This is a genomic window from Pantoea sp. SGAir0175 (assembly GCF_043547855.1).
On sequence record NZ_CP028081.1, the window covers coordinates 2055068 to 2077182 of the forward strand.

At 57.9% G+C, this 22115-nt stretch carries 20 protein-coding genes and 1 pseudogene; 16 read left to right on the plus strand and 5 right to left on the minus strand.

What is annotated here, in order from left to right:
- Positions 1-74: 74 nt before the first annotated feature.
- A pseudogene (locus C1N56_RS09490) lies at positions 75-232 on the plus strand (Arm DNA-binding domain-containing protein); the annotation flags it as partial.
- A gap of 255 nt (positions 233-487) precedes the next feature.
- Here the strand turns inward: C1N56_RS09490 and C1N56_RS09495 are convergent.
- The 4 genes from C1N56_RS09495 to sapA all read right to left on the minus strand — a co-directional run bounded on the left by C1N56_RS09495 (position 488) and on the right by sapA (position 5725).
- Positions 488-877, minus strand: coding sequence for a hypothetical protein (locus C1N56_RS09495; RefSeq protein WP_394517432.1), 390 nt, complete (start codon positions 875-877; stop codon positions 488-490).
- Between the two features lie 836 nt (positions 878-1713).
- Positions 1714-2724: a hypothetical protein gene (locus C1N56_RS09500; RefSeq protein ID WP_136546947.1), complete on the minus strand. Its 1011-nt coding sequence runs from the start codon at positions 2722-2724 to the stop codon at positions 1714-1716.
- A gap of 410 nt (positions 2725-3134) precedes the next feature.
- A complete protein-coding gene (gene sapB / locus C1N56_RS09505) occupies positions 3135-4100 on the minus strand; it encodes a putrescine export ABC transporter permease SapB (protein ID WP_021505968.1) in 966 nt (321 codons plus the stop codon).
- Positions 4101-4102: 2 nt separating this feature from the next.
- Positions 4103-5725 (minus strand): ABC transporter substrate-binding protein SapA, encoded by a 1623-nt coding sequence (gene sapA / locus C1N56_RS09510; RefSeq protein WP_394517433.1) that lies wholly within the window; start codon positions 5723-5725, stop codon positions 4103-4105.
- A gap of 387 nt (positions 5726-6112) precedes the next feature.
- Between sapA and C1N56_RS09515 the strand changes: the two genes are divergently transcribed.
- From C1N56_RS09515 to C1N56_RS09580, 14 genes are all read left to right on the plus strand, one after another.
- Positions 6113-7132: a dipeptidase gene (locus C1N56_RS09515; protein WP_275029053.1), complete on the plus strand. Its 1020-nt coding sequence runs from the start codon at positions 6113-6115 to the stop codon at positions 7130-7132.
- 149 nt (positions 7133-7281) lie between these two features.
- A complete protein-coding gene (gene pqqA, locus C1N56_RS09520) occupies positions 7282-7353 on the plus strand; it encodes a pyrroloquinoline quinone precursor peptide PqqA (protein WP_010617686.1) in 72 nt (23 codons plus the stop codon).
- A 55-nt stretch (positions 7354-7408) separates the two neighbouring features.
- A complete protein-coding gene (pqqB, locus tag C1N56_RS09525) occupies positions 7409-8335 on the plus strand; it encodes a pyrroloquinoline quinone biosynthesis protein PqqB (protein WP_021505973.1) in 927 nt (308 codons plus the stop codon).
- A complete protein-coding gene (pqqC, locus tag C1N56_RS09530; protein ID WP_021505974.1) occupies positions 8332-9087 on the plus strand; it encodes a pyrroloquinoline-quinone synthase PqqC in 756 nt (251 codons plus the stop codon). The genes pqqB and pqqC overlap by 4 nt, the downstream gene beginning before the upstream one ends.
- Positions 9088-9091: 4 nt before the next feature.
- Positions 9092-9370, plus strand: a complete 279-nt coding sequence (pqqD, locus tag C1N56_RS09535) for a pyrroloquinoline quinone biosynthesis peptide chaperone PqqD (RefSeq protein ID WP_021505975.1) — start codon at positions 9092-9094, stop codon at positions 9368-9370.
- Positions 9357-10499 (plus strand): pyrroloquinoline quinone biosynthesis protein PqqE, encoded by a 1143-nt coding sequence (pqqE, locus tag C1N56_RS09540; RefSeq protein ID WP_394517434.1) that lies wholly within the window; start codon positions 9357-9359, stop codon positions 10497-10499. Before pqqD ends, pqqE begins: the two co-directional genes overlap by 14 nt.
- Positions 10499-12823, plus strand: coding sequence for a pyrroloquinoline quinone biosynthesis protein PqqF (pqqF, locus tag C1N56_RS09545; RefSeq protein ID WP_394517435.1), 2325 nt, complete (start codon positions 10499-10501; stop codon positions 12821-12823). Before pqqE ends, pqqF begins: the two co-directional genes overlap by 1 nt.
- Positions 12824-12943: 120 nt before the next feature.
- Positions 12944-13294: a hypothetical protein gene (locus C1N56_RS09550; RefSeq protein ID WP_152390984.1), complete on the plus strand. Its 351-nt coding sequence runs from the start codon at positions 12944-12946 to the stop codon at positions 13292-13294.
- Between the two features lie 49 nt (positions 13295-13343).
- Positions 13344-15347 (plus strand): protein-disulfide reductase DsbD family protein, encoded by a 2004-nt coding sequence (locus tag C1N56_RS09555; protein ID WP_394517436.1) that lies wholly within the window; start codon positions 13344-13346, stop codon positions 15345-15347.
- Positions 15347-16069, plus strand: a complete 723-nt coding sequence (locus C1N56_RS09560; protein ID WP_088517198.1) for a DsbA family protein — start codon at positions 15347-15349, stop codon at positions 16067-16069. The genes C1N56_RS09555 and C1N56_RS09560 overlap by 1 nt, the downstream gene beginning before the upstream one ends.
- Positions 16066-16569 (plus strand): thioredoxin domain-containing protein, encoded by a 504-nt coding sequence (locus C1N56_RS09565; RefSeq protein WP_058780533.1) that lies wholly within the window; start codon positions 16066-16068, stop codon positions 16567-16569. Before C1N56_RS09560 ends, C1N56_RS09565 begins: the two co-directional genes overlap by 4 nt.
- Before the next feature lie 259 nt (positions 16570-16828).
- Positions 16829-17665 carry an MBL fold metallo-hydrolase gene (locus tag C1N56_RS09570; RefSeq protein WP_394516583.1) on the plus strand — a complete coding sequence of 279 codons (837 nt, stop codon included), beginning with the start codon at positions 16829-16831 and terminating at the stop codon, positions 17663-17665.
- A 115-nt stretch (positions 17666-17780) separates the two neighbouring features.
- The gene (locus C1N56_RS09575; protein ID WP_021505986.1) at positions 17781-18203 is read left to right on the plus strand and encodes a DUF2231 domain-containing protein; all 423 of its coding nucleotides are present in this window, start codon (positions 17781-17783) and stop codon (positions 18201-18203) included.
- A complete protein-coding gene (locus C1N56_RS09580) occupies positions 18200-19495 on the plus strand; it encodes a PQQ-dependent sugar dehydrogenase (RefSeq protein ID WP_394516584.1) in 1296 nt (431 codons plus the stop codon). Before C1N56_RS09575 ends, C1N56_RS09580 begins: the two co-directional genes overlap by 4 nt.
- Before the next feature lie 527 nt (positions 19496-20022).
- On the opposite strand, the gene C1N56_RS09585 is transcribed toward C1N56_RS09580, so the two are convergent.
- A complete protein-coding gene (locus C1N56_RS09585) occupies positions 20023-20916 on the minus strand; it encodes a LysR family transcriptional regulator (RefSeq protein WP_058758595.1) in 894 nt (297 codons plus the stop codon).
- A 102-nt stretch (positions 20917-21018) separates the two neighbouring features.
- On the opposite strand from C1N56_RS09585, the gene C1N56_RS09590 reads away from it, so the two are divergent.
- Positions 21019-22113, plus strand: a complete 1095-nt coding sequence (locus tag C1N56_RS09590) for an oxidoreductase (RefSeq protein WP_394516585.1) — start codon at positions 21019-21021, stop codon at positions 22111-22113.
- The last annotated feature ends 2 nt before the right edge of the window (positions 22114-22115 follow it).

The window sequence follows — 22115 nt, forward strand, 5'->3', positions numbered from 1 at the left end:
ATCCGTTTTACTAGGGTTTAATTCGCGCAATTTTTATTCAAAAAATTCATATCAGGCGGTTATCTCGATTTCGTTTTTTTCGGTATCGCTGGAGGGCAAGCCCATCCAGCTAACTATAGGGGATTATCCGTCGATACCCCTGTCGCAGGCAAGGGAAGGGCGTCAGCAATATAGACTGTTAATCACCGAGGGGCTAGATCCTCGCCAGCAGGTAGCTCCAGACAGCATAAAAATTGAAAACGACATTGGCTGTCCATCAACAGTGGCTGGTTTTAAAAGTTTGCTTCAGGAAAGCGCTCCCGGTATCAGTTGCAAAGAAAATGATGCTCTGATAATCGATTCCTGTATGTGCTGGCTGAAGCAAATGTGCCCGGATAAAGTTTCAGGTGGCAAACGGGTTTATTGAAGGCTGCCTGGCGATGCTGGATGACAGGCTGAAGATGGATAGCTGGGACTGAGAAAAGGCCCTGAGGTGGGCCTTTAATTATTATGGTAACAGGAGACCGATAATAGCGAAAACGATGAAACATGTCGTAGCTGCAAACCACAGTGCAGAAAAAAGCTTCATCCAGCGGGGTATTTTGATGTTTTTATCATCAAAGAAGGCGTATGCCGGGTCATTAATGTCCATAAGAAATATTTTCTTCCTCTGGCTCAGTTTTATAAAAAACCGTATAACCGGAAATGCACCAAAAAACCCCACCATGTAATAGAAAGAACAAGGGGAGGGGAATTTATATTTCATGCTGTAAGAAGAGATTAATTTATAATAGCCTTTTCTTTTTGCCACATAGACAAGAAATGAAAAAAATATCAGCCCACTACCCAATAAGCCAAAAAATAATGATGTGCTCGCTAATAATTTATCAGTTATCATAGTAGCTCTGTTACTTTATTGACGATCGCTTCTGCACCAGTGCTGCCAAGGTAACCACCTGCTACAGATCCTACAACAGCACATGCCACCCCACATACACCCACGGTAGCAATACCTACAGCAGCACAAACACCGGCCATTGCAGCACCGCCATATGCCCCTCCAACTACCCCTCCGGCAGTGCCAACTATAAATTTTGAGTAGTCCCTTACAGCAATTTTCCCACATTCCCCTTACTGGGGCATCCACCACATCTTTCGTGGTTCCAGCAAAAGAAAGGCCAGCACAACTGCCATGTGATCCTGGATACGCACATCTGTAACACCAACGAAATCGTGTCAACCGGCAAGATGGATGTAAAGGGCATCGGCGCGCTCACCGACATGCCGGATGAAGTGATGTCAGTCTGGAGGTGGACTGATTCTATACTTTGGCTCTTATAGGGACCATTGAAGTATCATGGCAAAAGCAGGCCAAAAATAGCAAATAACACATAACATGCGGTAGCAGTGAACCAAAGAAAAGAATAAAGCCTCATCCACTTACGTATTTTCATTTTTTCGTCATCAAAAAAAGAATAAGCGGGATCGTTTAAGTTAATGTAGCTCATTTTTTTCTTTTTGCTTAATTTTATAAAAAACCTAATGACGGGGAATGCCCCAAAAAATCCAGTCATATAATAGAATGTGCAAGGGGCAGGTAATTTATACCTTTCTTGATAAGAGGATACTAAATTAGTGTAATCCTGTCTTTTAAAGATGTAAACGACAAGTGACACGATTAGAAGGACGCAGCCTAAAGCCCCAAAAAACAGTGATGAGCCAGCCAATATTTTATTAGTTATCATAATGGTCTATTACTTTGTTGAGTATTGTCTCTGCCCCTGTGCTTCCTACATAACCACCGGCGACTGAACCAACAACTGCGCATGCAACCCCTCCAGCACCCGCTGTTACAATTCCTATAGCAGCACAACCAGCTAATGCGGCAGAACTACCCCATACGCCACCCAGCATGCCCCCACCTGTTGTAAACGCAAATTTTGAATAGTCTTTAACCGCAATTTTCCCACATTCACCTTCCCGGCCTTTACTGCAAGCATCCACCACATCATTCGTGGTCCCAGCAAATGAAAATCCAATGCCAATAAAACCTCCCATTTTCATGAATCTGGCGGCTTTAGCTGCATTGCCTACATAGTAGGAATATCCTGGTATAGCGCCTATACCCACCGTCGACCACTCGTGAACTATCGAACGACTGGACAAGTTCAGCGCACGTTTCATACTCTCGTACTGCTGGAATTTTATGGAGTATCGGGCCAGATTTTTGAGTAAGGGCTTATTTACTAATTCCTTTAACTGATTCAGCAACTGATTTCGCTCGACAAAAAACTGCTGCCCAATCAGCGTTCCCTGAGTGCGAAACTGATTCTGATAACTTGCCTCAATTTTCTTTAGCGTCTGCTCAATGGCATTGAAATATTTTTCACCGGCATCTCCGGCGGTTCCGAAAATTTTATCTCCGGCACTGGTTAGCGCCGCAATCATGCCGTAGTGCTTTTGCATAAAACCGGCTTCTTCGACATTAACGCCGATTAATGCGTTATTAGTGCGTGATTTTGCCTGTTTTAATGTTGTGAGTGCCTGCATAGTTAAAGGAGCGGGTGTATCCGGGTCAGCTACAATCAGTATCTGTCCCGGCCTTAACCAGGGCGTATCGGCATTTAGTTGCATAAACATGCTTACGGCTGGGCTGCGAATGTCCCTGAAGATCTCCCTTGCCTGATAATCCAGAGATCCGGCGCGTTCTACTACACAATATCCGGGGGCGATGTTACGTGCCATGATTCCATTCTCCAACTATTGGTGTAAAAAGCTTAAGTGAGGCGCGTCCAATAAAGCTCTCAATAATATAAATAATTCTACTGCGTTACGCAAAAAGAGTTGTAATCTGCTATGTGTCGTCACCACGCACTGAAACATAACATTCGAAATCTCGCAAATCCGCTTCATCCATAATCTGAAGCCTATGATTTGAAAGTTCTACTCCAGCCTGCGGCCTTTAACTTTCCACCAAATATTATACTCTGCACAGCTTATTTTGCAGAGCTGGTTTTTTACCAGGGTGTTAGTCACTCATCGCCGCAGCTGCCAAAGCATAATAATGTATCCATCTCAGAGTGCTTCAATTATGATTTTGCTGAGTCACTTCATGCATTATATTGATATATAATGTTTTTATCTAAAATAAAACTCTATCTGAGGGCATACCACTCCTTGTGTTTCAGCGGATTGAGCGCCGCACCGATAATATCCGACAGTACGCTGACCAGAATCACCAGCCCGCCAACCACCATCACGCCTGCGGAGATCGCCGCGTAATCCTGCTGACGGATGGCGTTAATCAGCCAGCGCCCCAGTCCGGGCCAGTTGAACACCACTTCGGTGATCATCGCCAGCGTCAGCATGGTGGAGAATTGCAGGCCAAGACGCGGGATCACCGGCGGCAGTGCGTTGTGCAACACGTGACGGCGAATCACGGTGAAGCGCGACAAGCCGCGCGTTGCCGCTGCCTTGACGTAATTTTTATCCATCACGTCGCTGGTGCTGTTGCGCAGCAGGCGAATCACTTCGGTGGTCGGTGCCACAGCCAGCACAATCACCGGCAGAATCAGGTGCGTCAGCGCGCTGACCAGCATCTCATGCCGCCACGGTGAAGGGCTAAGCCAGGCGTCAATCAGGGCAAAACCAGTAATGTTCTGCACCGGATAGAGCAGGTCGAAACGGCCGGAAACCGGCAGCCAGCCCAGCGTCAGCGAAAACAGCAGGGTAAACAGCAGCGCCAGCCAGAACACCGGCATCGAGAAGCCGAGCAGCGCCAGCGCGCTGATGGCTTTATCCTGCCATTTATTGCGCATTACGCCGGCGCAGATGCCGAGCGGAATACCAACCAGCAGCGCCAGCATAAAAGCCAGCACGCACAGTTCCAGCGTGGCGGGAAACACCTCGCGCAGCTGTATATCAATTGCCTGACCGTTGGTACTGGAGACGCCAAAATCAAACTGCAGCAGCCCTTTAAACCAGAACCACCAGGCATCGAACAGCGAGGCGCCTTCCAGCGGCGCGTTGGGCGTGAAATAGCTCAGGCTGAAACTCACCAGCGAGAGTAAGAACAGGGTGATGATCAGCAACAGCAGGCGACGCAACAGATAGATGATCATGCTTACTCCTCGCCGTGCTCATCGCGGTAAACCCCGGCGAACGAGGCATTACCGAAGGGACTCAGCACCAGGCCTTTAATATCGTGCCGGTAAGCCTGCAGACGCAGCGACGACGCCAGCGGCAGGACCGGCAGCGCCTGCGCCAGCATCTGCTGGGCGCGATCGTAGCTATCGATACGCGCCGACAACTGCTGCGACAGCAGCGCGCGCTGCAGCGCTTCATCAAACGCCGGCGAACACCAGTGCGCGTAATTGGTCTGCGAACGAATCGCCGCGCAGCTGAGCAACGGGCGGAAGAAACTATCCGGATCGTTACTGTCGGTGGCCCAGCCGGTCAGGGTTAAATCGTGGTTCATGGCCATCAGCTGTGCTTCCTGAAAACGTCCCTCGACCGGCGCGATGGTGACGCGTACGCCCACCTGCGCCAGATCTGCCTGCAACAGCTCGGCGGTTTTAAGCGGGCTGGGGTTCCACGACATCGAGGTGGTCGGCACCACCAGACGCAGATGCAAATCCTCAATGCCCAGCGCTTTTAATGCCTCACGCGCTTTTGCCGGATTGTATTCCGTCACGCGCGCATCATTATCGTAAGCCCACGAGGCACGCGGCAGAATCGAGGCTGCGGTTTCCGCCGTGCCGTAATAAATCGACTCCATCAGCCGCTCGTTGTTGATTGCCAGCGCCAGCGCGTGGCGCACTTCCGGACGGTCGAGCGGCGGTTTGCGGGTGTTAAACGCCAGATAGGCGATGTTCATGCCGGGACGCAGCGTCATGCGCAGGCGCGGATCGTCGCGCAGAATCGACAGCTGGCTGGCGGCCGGGTAGGCCAGTACGTCACACTCGCCGGTCAGCAATTTCGACAGGCGGCCAGTGCCGCCCACGCCGAGGTCGATCACCACCTGTTGCAGACGCGGCACGCCTTTCCAGTAGTGCGGATTGCGCGCCAGACGCAGATATTGCCCGGTACGGTACTCACTCAGCTGGAACGGGCCGGTGCCCACCGGCTGGCGATCCAGCTGTTCCTGCTGGCCTGCTGCGCTCAGCTGGCTGGCGTACTCCTGCGACAACACCGGCGCGTAGTGGGTGGCGATATGCCACAGGAACGAGGCGTCCGGGCTGTTGAGGCGGATCTCTACCGTGTTGTTATCCAGCTTCTTCACGCTCTGCACCGAGTCGGCAAACTGCAGGCTGTCGAAGTAGGGATAGCTGCCGCCGTTGACGTTATGCCACGGATGCTGGCGATCAAACATGCGGGCAAAACTGAAGACCACGTCGTCGGCATTCATTTTGCGCGTCGGCGTAAACCAGTTGGTGTGCTGGAACGAAACATCTTTGCGTAAGTGGAAGCGGTAAGTCGCGCCGTTATCGCGCACTTCCCAGCTCTGCGCCAGATCGGGGATCAGGCGATAGGTATAAGGGTCGACGTCGAGCAGGCGGTCATACAACTGTGCCGCCAGCGTATCGACCACCAGCCCGCTGCTGACCATCTGCGGGTTGAAGGTGTTAACCGTGCCGTTTACGCAATAGACAAAGCCGCTGTGGCGGATAGAGTCCGCGGGCGCGGCGAACGCAGAGGCACTCAGGACGCTGAGACCAAGCAGCAGCGCGGGGAATAATTTTGGCATAGAACTCAACGATTCTCGGGCAATAGCGAGAGTGTATCGCAAAGCACGCGCACTCCCCAAATTCGCCGCGCATCTGCGCTTTTTTTACCCAGCGGGCGACGGGGGTAAGCACAACCTTAGTGTGTAAATGAGAAAAATTCTCAATTAGAGCTTTACAGATGATAATAGGAATGATTATTATTCTTCTGCGCTTCGACGGTGGCTCTACCGAAGAAGAGCACGACATTGCTCACATTGCTTCCAGTATTACGTTGCCCGCACCTCGTGTTGCGGGCTTTTTTTTGTGCTGGCCAGACTGAACACACGCTTTGTGCGCCGGTATTTGGCGAACAGGCGTGATGCGCGTAGCATGGCGGCATCAAATCCGTGGCGGATAACCCAATGTTAATCAAAACCTTTGATGGTCATAATGACCTGTTGCTCAACCTGTGGTTGCATCATCGCGACGATCCAGCCGCTGCCTTCTTTACCGGTATCGAAAAAGGACACCTCGATTTTCCGCGCATGCAGCAGGGCGGCTTTGCCGGTGGATTGTTTGCGCTGTTTGTGCCGCCGCAGCGCTACGTCAGCGAAGTAGCACCTCAGCTGGCCGGTGAAGCGTGGCAGCCGCTGGAGATCCTGTGGCAGCAGCTGGAGATTCTCAAAACACTGGTTGCCCGTTCTGACGGCCGGGCGCGTCTGTGCCTCAGCACCGCCGATATCGCCGCCTGCCGGCGCGACGGCGTGCTGGCGATGGTGGCGCACATTGAGGGCGCGGACGGTTTTGACGGCGACGGCGCCGATCTTGCCGCCTTCTGGCAGGCGGGCGTGCGCAGCATCGGTCCGTTCTGGAATCTGGAAAATCGCTTTGGCGCTGGCGTCACCGGCGCGTTTCCCGGTTCGCCGGATAGCGGTCCGGGACTGACCGCCGATGGCGAGCGGCTGATCGCGCTGGCGAGTCAGCAGCGCATGATGATCGACGTGTCGCACATGAATGAAAAAGCGTTCTGGGACACGGTCCGGCTCTCATCCGCGCCGCTGGTCGCCAGCCACTCGAATGCGCACGCACTGTGCGCGCAGCCGCGCAACCTTACCGACGACCAGCTGCGGGCGATTCGCGATAGCGGTGGCGTGGTCGGCATTAACTTCGGCAACGCCTTTCTGCGCGCCGACGGTAAGCGCGACGATGATGGCGGCTTGATCGAAATTGTTAAACACTGTGAGCATCTGATGACTATTATGGGAAGCGATCACGTCGCGCTGGGGTCGGATTTTGACGGCATCAGCGTGCCCGCAGAGCTTAAAGATGTCACCGGTTTGCCGCGGCTGTATGCGCTGATGCGCAGTCTCAACTATGATCAGGCATTGCTGGAACAACTTGCCTGGGGCAACTGGCAGCGGGTATTGCACCAAATCTGGCAGGCGTAAGTGTATTTCCTTACGCTATCAGGGTTGATCTGCTCGCTACATTGGCGCAACATCGCCCCGCGTTATCCATTGCTGGCGGAAGCTTTGTTTCTGTCGCAATGTTTTTAGCAGAGCCTGCTCTGCGTTTTAAGACTATGAGGAAGAATATTATGTGGAAAAAACCTGAGTTTGTTGACCTGCGTCTGGGCCTGGAAGTAACGCTGTACATCTCCAACCGCTAAGACGTCCTGCCCGCCGTTCGTGCGGGCATTTTCTTTTCCTGCTTCGGTCCTTCACATGTTTATTAAAGTCCTCGGTTCGGCGGCTGGCGGTGGCTTTCCGCAGTGGAACTGTAACTGCGCCAACTGCAGCGGGCTGCGTAACGGCACGCTCCAGGCGCAGGCGCGCACCCAATCCTCAATCATTGTCAGCGATAACGGTACCGACTGGGTGTTGTGCAACGCTTCGCCGGACATCAGCCAGCAAATCGCCCGGACACCGGAACTGGTGAAACACGGCGTGCTGCGCGGAACCGCGATTGGCAGCATTATTTTGACCGACAGCCAGATCGATCACACCACCGGTCTGCTGAGCCTGCGTGAGGGCTGCCCGCATCAGGTATGGTGCACGCCGGAAGTGCATGCCGACCTCACCAGCGGCTTCCCGATTTTTACCATGCTGCAGCACTGGAACGGTGGCCTGCAGCATCGTGCGCTTACGCCGCTTGAGCCGTTTCGCGTTGACGTCTGCGCCAGTCTGCAATTCACCGCCATTCCGATTCTCAGCAATGCGCCACCGTATTCGCCGTATCGCGATCGTCCGCTGCCGGGACATAACGTGGCGCTGTTTATCGAAAACACCGCCAGCGGGCAGACGCTGCTGTATGCGCCAGGCCTCGGCGAACCGGATGCGGTGATTATGCCGTGGCTCCAAAAAGCCGACTGCCTGCTGATCGACGGCACCGTGTGGCAGGATGATGAGCTGCTGACCACCGGCGTCGGCAAAAATACCGGCAAAGCCATGGGCCATCTGGCGCTGGCGGAAGAGCAGGGGCTGATGGCGCTGCTGGCCGCTCTGCCGGCCAGACGCAAAATTCTGATTCACATTAACAACACCAATCCGATTCTCAACGAGCATTCGCCGCAGCGCCAGTTCCTGACGCAGCAGGGCATTGAAGTGAGCTGGGACGGCATGGCGATTCATTTGCAGGAGTCCGCATCGTGATCATTACCGAGGCGTTGTCACCCGAAGCCTTTGAACAGGCGCTGCGTGCCAAAGGCGCGTATTACCATATTCACCATCCTTACCATATCGCGATGCACAACGGTGCCGCGACGCGCGAGCAGATTCAGGGCTGGGTGGCGAACCGTTTTTACTATCAGACCAATATTCCGCTGAAAGATGCGGCGATCATGGCCAACTGTCCGGATCCGGCAACGCGCCGTAAATGGGTACAGCGTATCCTCGATCACGACGGCCGTAACGGCGAGGAAGGCGGCATTGAAGCCTGGCTGCAGCTGGGAGAAGCGGTTGGTCTCGATCGCAAAGTCTTGCTGTCAGAGAAGCTGGTGTTGCCGGGTGTACGGTTTGCCGTTGATGCCTATGTCAACTTTGCGCGTCGCGCCAACTGGCAGGAAGCAGCGTGCAGCTCGCTCACCGAGCTGTTTGCCCCGCAGATTCATCAGTCGCGCCTCGACAGCTGGCCGCAACACTATCCGTGGATCAAAGAGGAAGGCTATTTCTACTTCCGCAGCCGCCTGAGCCAGGCGAACCGCGATGTGGAACATGGTCTGGCACTGGCGCTGGAAGTTTTTACCAGCGCTGAGCAGCAGAACCGTATGCTGGAGATCCTGCAGTTTAAACTCGACATTCTCTGGACCATGCTGGATGCCATGACCATGGCATACGCACTGCAGCGTCCGCCGTACCACACGGTGACCGATCAGGTCGCCTGGCACAGTACAAGACTGGTGTAATCACATGAAAGAGACTCTGATTCCGGCGTTTCGCCGCGGCTATCGTCTGCAGTGGGAAGCCGCGCAGGACAGCCACGTGGTGCTTTACCCGGAAGGGATGGCGAAGCTGAATGAAACCGCTGCCGCCATTCTGGAACTGGTGACCGGCAAGCAGGATGTGGCGGCCATTATCGCCACGCTCAATGCGCGTTTTCCGGAGGCGGGCGGCGTCGATGATGACGTCAAAGACTTCCTGCAATCGGCCATTGAACAGAAGTGGATCCAGTGTCGTGAACCCGAATAAACCTGGCGTGAATGCGCCGCTGTGGCTGCTGGCGGAGCTGACTTATCGCTGCCCGCTGCAGTGTCCTTACTGCTCGAACCCGCTGGATTTTTCGCAGCAGGAACAAGAGCTGAGCACCGAACAGTGGATCGAGGTGTTCCGCCAGGCTCGCGCCATGGGCAGCGTGCAGCTGGGCTTTTCCGGTGGTGAACCGCTGACGCGCAAAGATCTGCCGGAGCTGATTCGCGCCGCGCGCGATCTGGGTTTTTACACCAACCTGATCACCTCCGGCATTGGCCTGACGGAGAAAAAGCTCGACGCCTTCGCCGACGCCGGGCTGGATCACATCCAGATCAGTTTCCAGGCGAGCGATGAAACGCTGAACGCCGCGCTGGCCGGTTCGCAGAAGGCGTTTCAGCAGAAGCTGGCGATGGCAAAAGCGGTGAAAAAGCACGGCTACCCGATGGTGCTGAACTTCGTGCTGCATCGCCATAACATCGACCAGATCGATAAAATCATCGATCTGTGTATCGAGCTGGAGGCGGATGATGTCGAGCTGGCCACCTGTCAGTTCTATGGCTGGGCGCATCTTAACCGCCAGGGGCTGCTGCCAACACGCGAACAGATTGCCCGCGCCGAAGCGGTGGTTGCGCGCTACCGTGAGCGCATGGGCAGCAGCGGTAATCTCACCAATCTGATGTTCGTCACGCCGGATTACTACGAAGAGCGGCCCAAACCCTGTATGGGCGGCTGGGGATCGATATTTCTCAGCGTGACGCCGGAAGGTACGGCGTTACCCTGTCACAGCGCGCGCCAGCTGCCGGTGCAGTTCCCTTCAGTGCTGGAGCAGAGCCTGGAGGATATCTGGTACAACTCGTTTGGCTTCAATCGCTATCGCGGCTTCGACTGGATGCCGGAACCGTGCCGCTCATGCGATGAGAAAGAGAAAGATTTCGGCGGTTGCCGCTGCCAGGCATACATGCTGACCGGCGATGCCGATAACACCGACCCGGTGTGCAGCAAGTCGCCGCATCATGGAAAAATTCTTGAGGCACGCCGAGAAGCCAGCTGCAGCGATATCAAAATCGCCCAGCTGCAGTTCCGCAACCGCAGCAATTCTGAGCTGATTTTCAAACAGCGGGTCACCTGATGTGCGAACGCAGCCTGACGCTGGCTAACGGTCTGCGCTGTCATCTGTCGCACCAGCCCGACGCGCGGGAAAGCGCGGCGCTGGTGCGCGTCGGCGCGGGCAGCCTGCACGAACCCGATCGCTGGCCCGGCCTGGCGCATCTGCTGGAACATCTCCTGTTTTGCGGCAGCGCTGGCTTTACCGGTGACGAGCGCCTGATGCCGTGGCTGCAGCAACAGGGTGGTCAGGTGAATGCCACCACGCAACTCAGCCGCAGTGCCTGGTTCTTCCAGCTGCCGGCGCAGGCGCTGGCGGCGGGCGTGGCAAGGCTGGCAGATATGCTGGTTGCGCCACTGCTGACCGGTACGGCGATTACGCAGGAAGCGGCGGTCATTGAGGCAGAATATCAGCTGCTGCGGCATCATGCCGAGACGCTGAGTGAAGCAGCGCTGCTCGACGCGGCCGGTGGCGCACTGCGCCGCTTTCGCGTCGGGAGTGCAGCGTGTTTTGGTGACAACGTAACGGAACTGCAGCAGGCGCTGAGGCTGTTTCATCAGCAGCATTTTGTCGCCGCCAACCAGCAGCTGTGGCTGAGCGGACCGCAATCGCTGGATGAATTACAGCAGCTGGCCGAGGCGTTTGCTGTTCGCCAGCCAGGCGGTGCGGCGCACTCCTTATTGCCAGCCATTCCTGCGCCGGAGCCTGTTGAAACGCTCATCCAGCTTGCCGATGAAGAATCATTCTGGCTTAGCCTGTTTATCACCGGCGAAGAGAACGCTTTACGTGACAATGTCACATTGCTGGAGGCTTTCTGGCAGGATGAAGCCCCTGGCAGCCTGATGGCTCAATTGCGCAGCGAGCAACTGTGCGCATCGCTGCAGTGTGAATGGCTGTGGCAGAGCGCCGATCATAGCTGGCTGACGTTGCGCTTCAGTGCGCCAGCGCTGTCACCTTCGGCAGCAAGACGCATTGAACAGCTCTTCTGGCAGCATTTGCGTGCGGTGCGCGCCGCCACGCCAGCGCAGCATGGTCACTATTTGCAACTGGCACAGCAGGATTTCGCTGCGTTGTCGCCGCTGACGCAGTTGCGTGGACGGGCGCTGGGATCGGCGCCGTCAGCTGACGTTCCCGCAGATTTCACCGGTTTTATCGCCGCGCTGCCACAGGCCTCGTGCACGCGGCTGCTGACGCAGCGACAGCTGTCCGCCGTGCCTTATACCACGCAGGGATTCTGTCTGCAGCGCGCGCCATGGCCACAGACTGCGGCTGGCCCGGTCGCGCCGGTTAACTGGTCATTTTATCCGTGCGCTGACGTCCTGCATTTGCCGGAACTCCCGGTAAATGGCCCGCCGTTGCTGCGCGTAAGTCCGGTGCAGCCGCAGGGAACGCTGCTGGTGCGCCCGGCGTTTTATCACACCCTGAGTGACGAGGCGGCGCTAAGCTGGCAGCAGCAGCTGCGCCCACGGCTTGCCGCACTGCGCCATGCCGGTGGCAGCGGACGCTGGCAACAGCAGCAGGGCGTCTGGCAACTGGTGATTGATCTGCCTGACGATGCAATGCCCGCGCTGCAACAGCTGCCTGGCGTGCTGGCGGCGCTGAATGCGCCGGTGCTGCCGCAACCGCACCGTGCTGCACAAAGTATTGTGATTCGTCAGTTGCTGGAAGCGCTACCGCAGCAGTTGCTGGCCCCGGCTGCGCATCCTGCATGGCAGGCCGCCTGGTGCGGCCACAGCGAAAGCGTCAGTCAGCACGCCGCGCACTGGCTGAGCGAGGTGGTGCAGACGCAGCCTGCGCCGGCGCGCGCGGCGGCGCTGCAGCACGGCGTCAGCGCGCTGCGCTGTGCTGCGAACGATCAGGCCTTGTTGCTGTTTATTCCGCTGCCCGCTGCCGATGATGCCAGCCTCGCGGCGCTGCGTGCGCTGGCGCTGATGTTTGAACCGCGTTTCTTTCAGCGGCTGCGGGTCGGGCAACAGATTGGCTATGTGGTGTCAGCGCGCTACCAGCGCGTGGCGGATGTGGATGGACTGCAGCTGGCGCTGCAATCACCGTCCATTGGCTGGCGCACGCTGCTGCAACACTGCAAAGCGTTTTTGCGCGACATGGTGAGTGAACTCGCCGCCATCAACGATGAAACGCTAGAGAGCTGGCAGGCGACGCTACTGGCGCAGTGCCAGCCATACCAGAACGCCGACGCCGCCAGTGAGGCACTGCGAAAACAGCAGGGACTGCCGGTGCTTACGCCAGAAGCGGTCGCCGCGCTCACGTTACCCCAGCTGCAGCGGCTGCATCAGCGCCTGCTGCGCGAACGCCGCCGCTGGCGCTTGCTGATTAATCAACGTGAATAATTTCTCCCTCTCTGCAGTCAGCCTGCTCCCGCTGGCATAAAGACAAAAGTTTACACAGCAGGGGTTGGTGTTTCTGCTGCTTTTGCATAAACTGGCCGCACTTTTCTCTGAGGCTGTGGCATGACGATATCGCCCCAACGCGCAAAATGGATTCTGGCACTGGTTTGTCTGGTGCTGGCGTTTTGTCTCGTCCAGCGCAGCTTCAATCTCCCGACCCAGCCTGTCGTTAGCATTACTGCTCACAGCGCCGCCGTTGATGACGGTGCCAGCAGTGATAAACCCTGTGCGCTGGGCGCTAAGTCACTCAGCGGCAGCGCGCCGCTGCTCGATACCGCGCTGCCATTCCTCGTACTGCTGCTGGCGTTGATCGCCACGCTCTTCCAGACTTCGTCTGCCACTGTCTGGCGGCGTGAACCGCTGTTGGTGCCGCTGCGACGGCGCCATCTCACGCTCTGCGTCTTCCGGGAATAACACCACGCGATCCACCGCGTAAACCCTGTTATTCACCGGAGAAACGATTATGACATTCCTGATCAGGAGCCTGCTGCTCCTCGTGGCGAGCTGCGCGCTGACCGTGCAAGCCGCCGATACGGGCTGGCTGCGCAATGCGCAAAACAGCCACGCCGAAGTGCGCCTGCGCGCCGCGCCGCAGGGCGATCACCTGCAACTGCTGCTGGATATTCGCCTGCAGCCGGGCTGGAAAACCTACTGGCGCTCGCCGGGCGAAGGCGGCGTCGCGCCGGAAATCCGCTGGCAAACGCCGGATGTCAACGCCAGCTGGTCGTGGCCAGTGCCAGCGCGCTTTGACGTCAGCGGCCTCACCACTCAGGGCTACAAAGGCAACGTTACGCTGCCCATCGTGCTCGAATCTGCCCCGCAGGGCACGCTGGCCGGCACGCTGACGCTGTCCACCTGTAGCGACGTCTGCATCCTGACGGATTTTCCGTTCCAGCTCGATCTCTCGCAGCCCGCCAGTCCGGATTTTGCACGTGACTTCGCCCAGGCGATGGGGCAGATCCCGGCTGACAGCGGGCTGACCGATCAGCTTGATGCCAGTTTCGTTGATGGCACGCTGCAAATCCGGGCGCAGCGTCAGCAGGGCTGGCAGCAGCCGGAACTGTTCTTTGATTATCCGCAGGGCAGCATGCTGGCTGCGCCGCAAATCAGCGTGCAGGGCGAGACGCTGACCGCTCGCGTGGCGGTAACCGACGAATGGGGCGAAGCCGCGCCGGACCTGCGCGGCAAAGCGCTGTCACTGGTCATCGCTGACGCCGGTATCGCTCAGCAAAGCCAGCTGACCCTTGGTCATCAGCCGCTGTTTTCTCCCTCCGCCGGGAACGCCACGCTGTGGTCGGTAGTGCTGCTGGCGCTGCTCGGCGGGCTGATTCTCAACCTGATGCCCTGCGTGCTGCCGGTGCTGGCGATCAAACTGAGCAGTCTGGTGCAGCAGCAGGGACAGACGCAACGCCAGACGCGTCAGCAGTTTCTCGCGTCCAGCGCCGGTATTCTGTTCTCTTTCCTGCTGCTGGCGCTGCTTATGACCGTGCTACGGCTCAGCGGTCAGGCGCTGGGCTGGGGCATTCAGTTTCAGAGCAGCGGCTTTCTGCTGGTGATGGTGCTGGTGATGTTCCTGTTCAGCGCCAGTCTGTTCGATCTGCTGCATTTTCGACTGCCTTCCGGCCTGACTACCCGGCTGGCGACGCACGGCGGTGCCGGTCTGGCAGGACATTTTGGCCAGGGGGCCTTTGCCACGCTGCTGGCGACGCCGTGCAGCGCACCGTTTCTTGGCACCGCCGTCGCCTATGCGCTGACCGCGCCGCTGCCGCAGCTGTGGCTGCTGTTTGTCGCGCTCGGTGTCGGCATGAGTCTGCCGTGGCTGCTGGTTGCGGCGCTGCCGGGTATGGCGCGCTGCCTGCCGCGTCCGGGGAGCTGGATGCTGCATCTGCGCACGCTGCTGGGGCTGCTGATGCTGCTGGCAACGCTGTGGCTGGTGACGCTGCTGATTCCCCACTGGGGCAGCACCGTCGCCATTCTGCTGGCGGCCATCCTGCTGCTGGCGCTGACGGGCTGGCTAATCGCACGCCGCGCGCTGCCGCAGGCAGGTCTGGTGTTCATTACCGTGACGCTGGCGGGCGCGCTGTTACTGCTGACGCGCCTCTCCCCGGAAGAAGAATCGCTGGTGTGGCAACCGCTGACCGAAGCCGCCATCAATCAGGCGCTGGAGCAGGATAAGCGCGTCTTTGTCGATGTCACCGCTGACTGGTGCATCACCTGCAAAGTGAATAAATCGCGGGTGCTGAATCAGCCTGACGTGCGTGCCGCCCTCGGCGCAGAGGATGTGGTGCTGCTGCGCGGTGACTGGACACAACCGGATCCGGCCATCGGCGAGTTCCTGCGCCGCCGCGATCGCGTAGCGATCCCCTTTAACCAGATTTATGGCCCGGCACTGCCGCACGGCCAGATTTTATCGCCGTTATTAAGTCGTGATGCGGTGATTTCAACACTCTCTGAGGCAAAAAAATGATGAAAAAATCCCTGTTACTTTCGCTGATGTTACTGGCGGCACCCGCCCTGGCCGCCGCGCCATTTACCCCCGAGCAGGAGGCGCGCATCAAACAACTGATTCGCGAAACCCTGGTGCAAAATCCGGCGATTCTGGCGGAAGCCGCCGACGCATTTGATAAAGAAGCCGCGCGCCAGCAGCAAAACGTGGTTGCGCAGATGGTAGAGAAAAACCGCGCGGCGCTGTTTAACGATGCCGGCTCACCGCGCATCGGTGCCAAAAAACCGGCACTGACGCTGGTCTATTTCACCGACTACAACTGCGTCTTTTGCAAAAAGTTTGAGGCGGATATCGAAAAACTGCTGCACAACTATCCGCAGGTGGCGGTGGTGCTGAAGCCGCTGCCGTACCGCGCTGAAAGCTCGCTCAGTTCGGCGCGTCTGGCGCTGACGGTGTGGGAGCAGCAGCCGAATAACTTTCTTAAGCTGCATGAACGGCTGATGGCAAAGAAAGGCAACCATGATGAAGCCAGCATCGCCGCCGCGCTGGACAAAAGTGGCATCAGCTTATCGGCGCCGAGCACCGCCAGCCTCGACACCATCAACCTCAACCTGACGCTGGCGCAGCAGCTCGGTGTGCAGGGTACGCCCGCCACGCTGGTGGGCAATCAGCTGATCAGCGGGGCAGTGCCTTATGCACAGCTGGAAGCCGCGGTAAAAGGTGCGCTGCAGGCTCAGCCATGAGCCGGGTAACGCGCTGGCTGCGTGAAGGCGTGCTGTTGGTGCTGATGGCAGCGGCGCTGCTGCTGGCCATGGACTGGCTGCGTGCACCGCAGCTGCCCGCGGATGTGGCCCGGCAGCCGCTCAGCGCGCTGCAGGGCGAGGTGAACCTGGCGACGCTGAGCCAGCAGCGGCCGGTGCTGGTTTACGTCTGGGCCAGCTGGTGTGGCGTGTGCAAACTCACCACACCGACGGTGGCCGCGCTCAGTCAGCACGGCACGCAGGTGGTCAGTGTGGCTCTGCGATCCGGCAGCGATGCGCGCGTTGCCACCTGGCTGGATAAAAAAGGAGTACGGGGATTCGCCGTCAATGATGAAAGCGGGGCGCTGGGACAGCGCTGGCAAATCAGCGCCACGCCGACGTTCATCGTGCTGCATCAGGGCAAGGTGGTCAGCACCAGCAGCGGCTGGACCAGCAGCTGGGGGCTGAAGCTGCGCCTGTGGTGGGCGGCACGCGCTGCCTGATTAATCATTAACGGTTAACCGACCGCGTTAAATAACCGTAGCGTGAATAACCTTGCGCTGCGGTTATTTTTTTTGCTGATGCAAACACGCATACAATATTTCAATACATTGAAATTTAATGAGTAATAAATAAAGCGATAAATGAATCATTCTGGATTATTTGCAATTAGCATCATCATGACACATATATGTTAAATCACTTTTTTATTTATTCATTTAATAACGGCGCGCTCGCGCCATTTTATTTTGGGGGAGAGCAATGCGAATTCATCACCTCAACTGTGGCTGCATGTGCCCGCTCGGTGGCGCGTTATTCGATGGTTTCAGCAAAGGTCCGTTTGCTGAACTGGTGTGCCACTGCTTATTGCTGGAAACTGACCGTCACGGTTTAATCCTCGTGGATACCGGTCTGGGCACGCAGGATATGCGCCATCCTGACCGCCGCCTGTCGGGCTTTTTCCGCGCGCTGAATAATATTCGCTATAACGAGCAGCTCAGCGCGCTGGCACAGATTCAGCTGCTGGGTTTTCGCCCGGAAGATGTGCGCCACATTATTCTGACCCACCTCGATTTTGACCACGCCGGCGGCATCAGTGATTTTCCGGCCGCCCGCATTCATCTGCTGCAGCGTGAACTGGATACCGTAACCCAGGCGGGCGATAGCAGCTGGCTGGCGCGTCAGCGGTTTCGCCCGCAGCAGTGGACTGCGCACGATGGCTGGCGCGGTTACGCCAGCGGCGGCGAGCGCTGGTATGGCTTTGATGCGGTGAAGGCGGTCGACTATCTCAGCGATGAGATTCTGCTGGTGCCGCTGCCGGGACATACGCTGGGCCATGCGGGCGTGGCGATTCGTCATCAGGGCGGCTGGCTGCTGCATGGCGGCGACGCCTGGTTTTATCGCGGTGAAATGTACCACAGCCAGCGCCACTGTACGCCGGGTCTGCGCGCCTATCAGCGCCTGATGTGCAGCGACCGCGCCGCCTGGCACAGCAATCAGCAGCGGCTGCGTGAACTGTCACTGCAGCACGCGCAAGAGGTGCAGCTGTTCTGCAGCCACGACGCGCAGGAACTGAACCAGTTCCGTCGGCACGGTTAACTTTTTGTGCGGGCTGTGCGCATGACTCTTTATCTTTACTAATATTTCTCAGGCGTGCGAAGCGATGCCTGGCCGGATCGCTCTCGCCTGGAAAAACTGTGATAGGGAGAGTGCGATGTACCATACCTCGGGACGCTCGGTTGTTGGCGTGACGCTGTTTACCCTGCTTGAGCCGTTGCCGCTGGGCTTTTTCTTTGCTGCCTGGCTGTTTGATATTATCTATCTGCAAACCTTCATCGTCATGTGGACCAAAGCCGCCAGCTGGCTGATCGCCATCGGGCTGGTGCTGGCAATTGTGCCGCGACTAATCAGCCTGATTCATTTATTCCGTGGCGCACCTGCCGCAGAGAAGACCCATTTCTGGCTGTCACTGCTGGCGATCGTGCTGGCCATCGTCAACGCATTCATTCACAGCCGCGATGCCTATGCGGTGGTGCCGATGGGCGTAACGCTCTCCACCCTGGTGGTGGTGGTGTTGCTGATAGCGAATCTGCAGCTGGCGCTGCGCGAGCGTCGTTTACAGGGAGGCCGCCCATGAAATTTAGTGTAATGAGTGCGCTGGGAATTGCGGTACTGCTGAGCGCCTGCGACAGCGGATCGGACCTCGATCCGCAACGGCAAATCGGCCCTGATCCGCAGCTGCCGCAGGCCAAAAACTTCTTTATGCCGCCGATGCAGGTGCCGGAAGGCACCGCGTGGAAAGAGGGCGAGACACCAAAAGTGGCCGACGGCCTGAAGATCGAGAAAATCCCGGCCAGCCTGATGCACCCGCGTCAACTGTATGTGCTGCCGAATGGCGACGTGCTGGTGGCAGAAGCCAACGGGGTGAAAAACCCGGTCACGGCACCGAAAGAATTGATCATGAGCCTGGTGCAGAAATCTTCCGGCAAAGGTGGCCCGGGCGGCAACCGCATCACGCTGCTGCGCAACGTTAACGGCAAGTGGGAACAGCACCGGTTTATCGAAAACCTCAATGCGCCGTTTGGCATGCAGCTGATTGGCAATACGCTGTATGTGGCTAACGCCGACAGCCTGGTGAAATTCCCTTACCAGACCGGCGAAACCGAAATCCGTACGCCGCCGGAAGAGGTGACGTCGCTGCCGGGCGGTGAGCTGAATCACCACTGGACCAAAGCGCTGCTCGCCAGTCCGGACGGCAGCAAACTGTACGTCGGTGTCGGCTCCAACAGTAACATCACAGAGAACGGCATCGGCGCAGAGTATGGCCGCGCGGCGGTGTGGGAAGTGGACGCCGCAACCGGTGCCAGCCGCATTTATGCCAGCGGCATCCGCAATCCTACCGGTCTGCAGTGGGAGCCGCAAAGTGGCAAGCTGTGGGCCATCGCCAACGAGCGTGACGAAATCGGATCGGATCTGGTGCCGGATTATCTGACTTCCGTGCAGGACAAAGGTTTCTACGGCTGGCCGTACAGCTACTTTGGTCAGCACGTCGACGAGCGCGCGCAGCCGCAGCGGCCGGATCTGGTCGCGAAAGCCATCAAGCCGGACTATGCGCTGAGCTCACACGTGGCACCGCTCGGCCTGCTGTTCTATGGCGCGGATAATATGCCGCAGTACCGCGGCGGCGCGTTCATCAGTGAACACGGCAGCTGGAACCGCACGCCGCTCAACGGCTATAAAGTGATTTGGGTGAAATTTGAAAACGGCAAACCGGTCGGGCAACCGCAGACGGTGGTGTCAGGATTCCTCACCGACGATCAGAAGCAGGTACGCGGTTTGCCGGTAGGACTGGCGACGGATAATCAGGGCGGGGTGTTGATTGCCGACGATGCCGGCAACGCGATCTGGCGTATCAGCGCCGCACAGTAGGGTCATCGCAGGCAATAAAAAAGGATTTGGCCAGGTCGCCAAATCCTTTTTTTATGTTCGTCACCCGGCTGGTAACCGCGCTCGGAACGGGGTGCTCAGCACTCCTCACAAAAGGAATGATAAAATGTGCAGCGAAAGATTTCAAGTTTCGCTAAAATACTGTATGGTTATACAGGTGTTGAGCGCGGCGGATGCTTATTGTTTTCTGATGACTCCAGGGGCGCGGATAGTCAAACCCCGGCAGGTTTCAGGTGGTGCTGGCCTGTGGCTTTCACAATGAGTGCCGCTCAGCGCTCCTCACAGATGTGCTTAGGCGGTCGGCGGGTAGAGTCAGGGCCCCGAAAGCTGAACAGCGCGCTCCTGTCAGAGGAGAAGGAAAGTGATGGAACTTGTTCGATTACTCCTGGACCTGGTCCGGGTGATCCTGCAAATCATCGTTGCCCTTTTGCAACTGACCGGTCAGGCGCACTGACCGGAACTTGAAACAAGGCGGAGCTCACCCCTCCGCCTTTTTTCGTACGCCCGCGTCACGCGCCGGGCCGGCTTTGCTGTTGCATTGCCTGTCTGAGCGCCGCAACAAACACGCTGACGCGCGCCGGCAGGTGGCGCGTGGTGGGAAACAGCGCCCACACGCCCAGCATCTGCGGCTGCGCGTCCTCCAGCTCCAGCGCCACCAGTTCGCCGGATGCCAGCTCTTCCCGCACATCCCATTCGGATAGCTGCGCGATGCCGCTGCCGGCCACGCACAGCGCACGCACCCCTTCGACATTGCTGCCGCTAAAGCGGCCGTCAACACTCAGGCTGGAGAGATGACCGTCCACCATAAAACTCCACTGCACCACATTCGACAGGCGCAGACAGTGGTGTTGATGCAGATCCGCCAGATGACGCGGCGTGCCGAAGCGTTGCAGATAGCCCGGAGCCGCACACAGCCGGCGCGGGTTATCGGCCAGGCGGTGTGCCACCAGGCGGGAATCGCGCAGCGGGGCAATGCGAATCGCGACATCAAAGCCCAGCCCGACAATGTCCGTGACATCGTCGCTGAGCTGAAACTCAACGCGCAACCCGGGGTTTTGCTCCATCAGTGACGGCAGCAGTGGAATGATGGTGCGGCGGCCAAACCCCGTAGGCGCGGTGATGCGTAGCTGGCCGGTGGCCCCCTGTTTATCGGGCGCGAACAGGTTGCGTGCGCTCTGTTCGGTCTCGGCCAGCGTTCTGGCATAGGGAAGAAACTCTTCGCCTTCATCGGTAAGGGCAATGGCGCGCGTGGTGCGATGCAGCAGCCGTACGCCGAGATCCTCCTCCAGTGAGGCCAGCCGGCGCGACACGGTCATAGTAGTGGTGCCGAGCCGCCGCGCCGCCTGCGTCAGGCTGCGGGTTTGCGACACCATCAGAAAAACATCAATATCCCGGGAGTTCATTGTAACGGTTTCCGTTAAGCAGACGTATCATAATCGGTCATTTTTGCCACAATGGCGACTCACTATAATGGCTCCTGATGATAATTTATTTCAGAGCGCCGAATGACCGACAAACACCTGTTTCAGAGCAGTACGCTTAACCACCTCGATTTAACCAATCGCCTGATGGTGGCACCGATGACGCGCATCTCCGCCAGTGTGGATGGAGTCCCGGGCGAGCGTATGCAGCAGTACTACACGCGTTTCGCCCGCGGTGGCTTTGGCGCAGTAATCACCGAAGGTCTCTACATCGATGAAGCCTGGTCACAGACTTATGCTTTTCAGGCCGGGCTGGTCAATCGCCAGCAGATCGCCGGCTGGCGGGCCATCACCAACAGCGTGCACCAGCACGGCAGCAAAATCATTGCACAGCTGATGCACGCCGGTGCGATATCGCAGGGCAATATTTACCGGCGCGATACGCTGGCGCCTTCGGCGATCCCGCCACGTGGCGAACAGCTGCGGTTTTACCATGGCCACGGCGCTTATCCGTTGCCGCGCGCCATGAGTGATGAACAGATTGAGCAGGTGATTGACGCCTTTGCTGACAGCGCGGCGCGCGCCATTGAGGCAGCCGGTTTTGACGGCATTGAAATTCACGCGGCCAACGGTTATCTGCTCGATCAGTTCTTTACCGATTACACCAACCAGCGCAGCGACCGCTGGGGCGGCGATATTATCGCAAGACTGACGCTGACGCGGGAGGTGATCGCCGTGGTGCGGCAGCGCATCGGTGCCAACGTCACGCTGGGCGTGCGGATTTCTCAGGGGAAAGTGAATGATTTTACGCATAAATGGCAGGAGGGCACTGCCGGAGCGCGCCAGGTGTTTGCGCTGCTGGCTGACTCAGGTATCGATTATCTGCACCTGACCGAGCACGATGCGTTGCAGCCTGCGTTTGCGGACGCGACGGAGTCGCTGCTACAGCTGGCGCGCCAGGCTGCGCCACAGTTGCCGGTGGTGATCAACGGATCGCTGTCAGATGCCGAACGTGCCGGCATGGCGTTGTATCAGGGCGCAGATTATGTGGCGCTGGGCAAAAGCGCGCTGGCCAACCCGGACTGGCCACAGCGCGTTCGCCACGGCCAGCCGCTGCGCGTGTTCGATCAAAACCTGCTGGCACCGTCTGCGGATGTTAAAAACAGCGAGCTGGCATAACC

Bases quoted from the DNA above. Each gene is read 5' to 3' on its own strand.
- pqqD (WP_021505975.1), top strand. From the start codon at position 9,092: ATGAAAGAGACTCTGATTCCGGCGTTTCGCCGCGGCTATCGTCTGCAG.
- C1N56_RS09570 (WP_394516583.1), top strand. From the start codon at position 16,829: ATGCGAATTCATCACCTCAACTGTGGCTGCATGTGCCCGCTCGGTGGC.
- C1N56_RS09575 (WP_021505986.1), top strand. From the start codon at position 17,781: ATGTACCATACCTCGGGACGCTCGGTTGTTGGCGTGACGCTGTTTACC.
- C1N56_RS09560 (WP_088517198.1), top strand. From the start codon at position 15,347: ATGAAAAAATCCCTGTTACTTTCGCTGATGTTACTGGCGGCACCCGCC.
- pqqB (WP_021505973.1), top strand. From the start codon at position 7,409: ATGTTTATTAAAGTCCTCGGTTCGGCGGCTGGCGGTGGCTTTCCGCAG.
- C1N56_RS09565 (WP_058780533.1), top strand. From the start codon at position 16,066: ATGAGCCGGGTAACGCGCTGGCTGCGTGAAGGCGTGCTGTTGGTGCTG.
- pqqF (WP_394517435.1), top strand. From the start codon at position 10,499: ATGTGCGAACGCAGCCTGACGCTGGCTAACGGTCTGCGCTGTCATCTG.
- C1N56_RS09585 (WP_058758595.1), bottom strand. From the start codon at position 20,916: ATGAACTCCCGGGATATTGATGTTTTTCTGATGGTGTCGCAAACCCGC.
- C1N56_RS09580 (WP_394516584.1), top strand. From the start codon at position 18,200: ATGAAATTTAGTGTAATGAGTGCGCTGGGAATTGCGGTACTGCTGAGC.
- sapA (WP_394517433.1), bottom strand. From the start codon at position 5,725: ATGCCAAAATTATTCCCCGCGCTGCTGCTTGGTCTCAGCGTCCTGAGT.
- C1N56_RS09590 (WP_394516585.1), top strand. From the start codon at position 21,019: ATGACCGACAAACACCTGTTTCAGAGCAGTACGCTTAACCACCTCGAT.
- C1N56_RS09555 (WP_394517436.1), top strand. From the start codon at position 13,344: ATGACATTCCTGATCAGGAGCCTGCTGCTCCTCGTGGCGAGCTGCGCG.
- C1N56_RS09500 (WP_136546947.1), bottom strand. From the start codon at position 2,724: ATGGCACGTAACATCGCCCCCGGATATTGTGTAGTAGAACGCGCCGGA.
- sapB (WP_021505968.1), bottom strand. From the start codon at position 4,100: ATGATCATCTATCTGTTGCGTCGCCTGCTGTTGCTGATCATCACCCTG.
- C1N56_RS09495 (WP_394517432.1), bottom strand. From the start codon at position 877: ATGATAACTGATAAATTATTAGCGAGCACATCATTATTTTTTGGCTTA.
- C1N56_RS09550 (WP_152390984.1), top strand. From the start codon at position 12,944: ATGACGATATCGCCCCAACGCGCAAAATGGATTCTGGCACTGGTTTGT.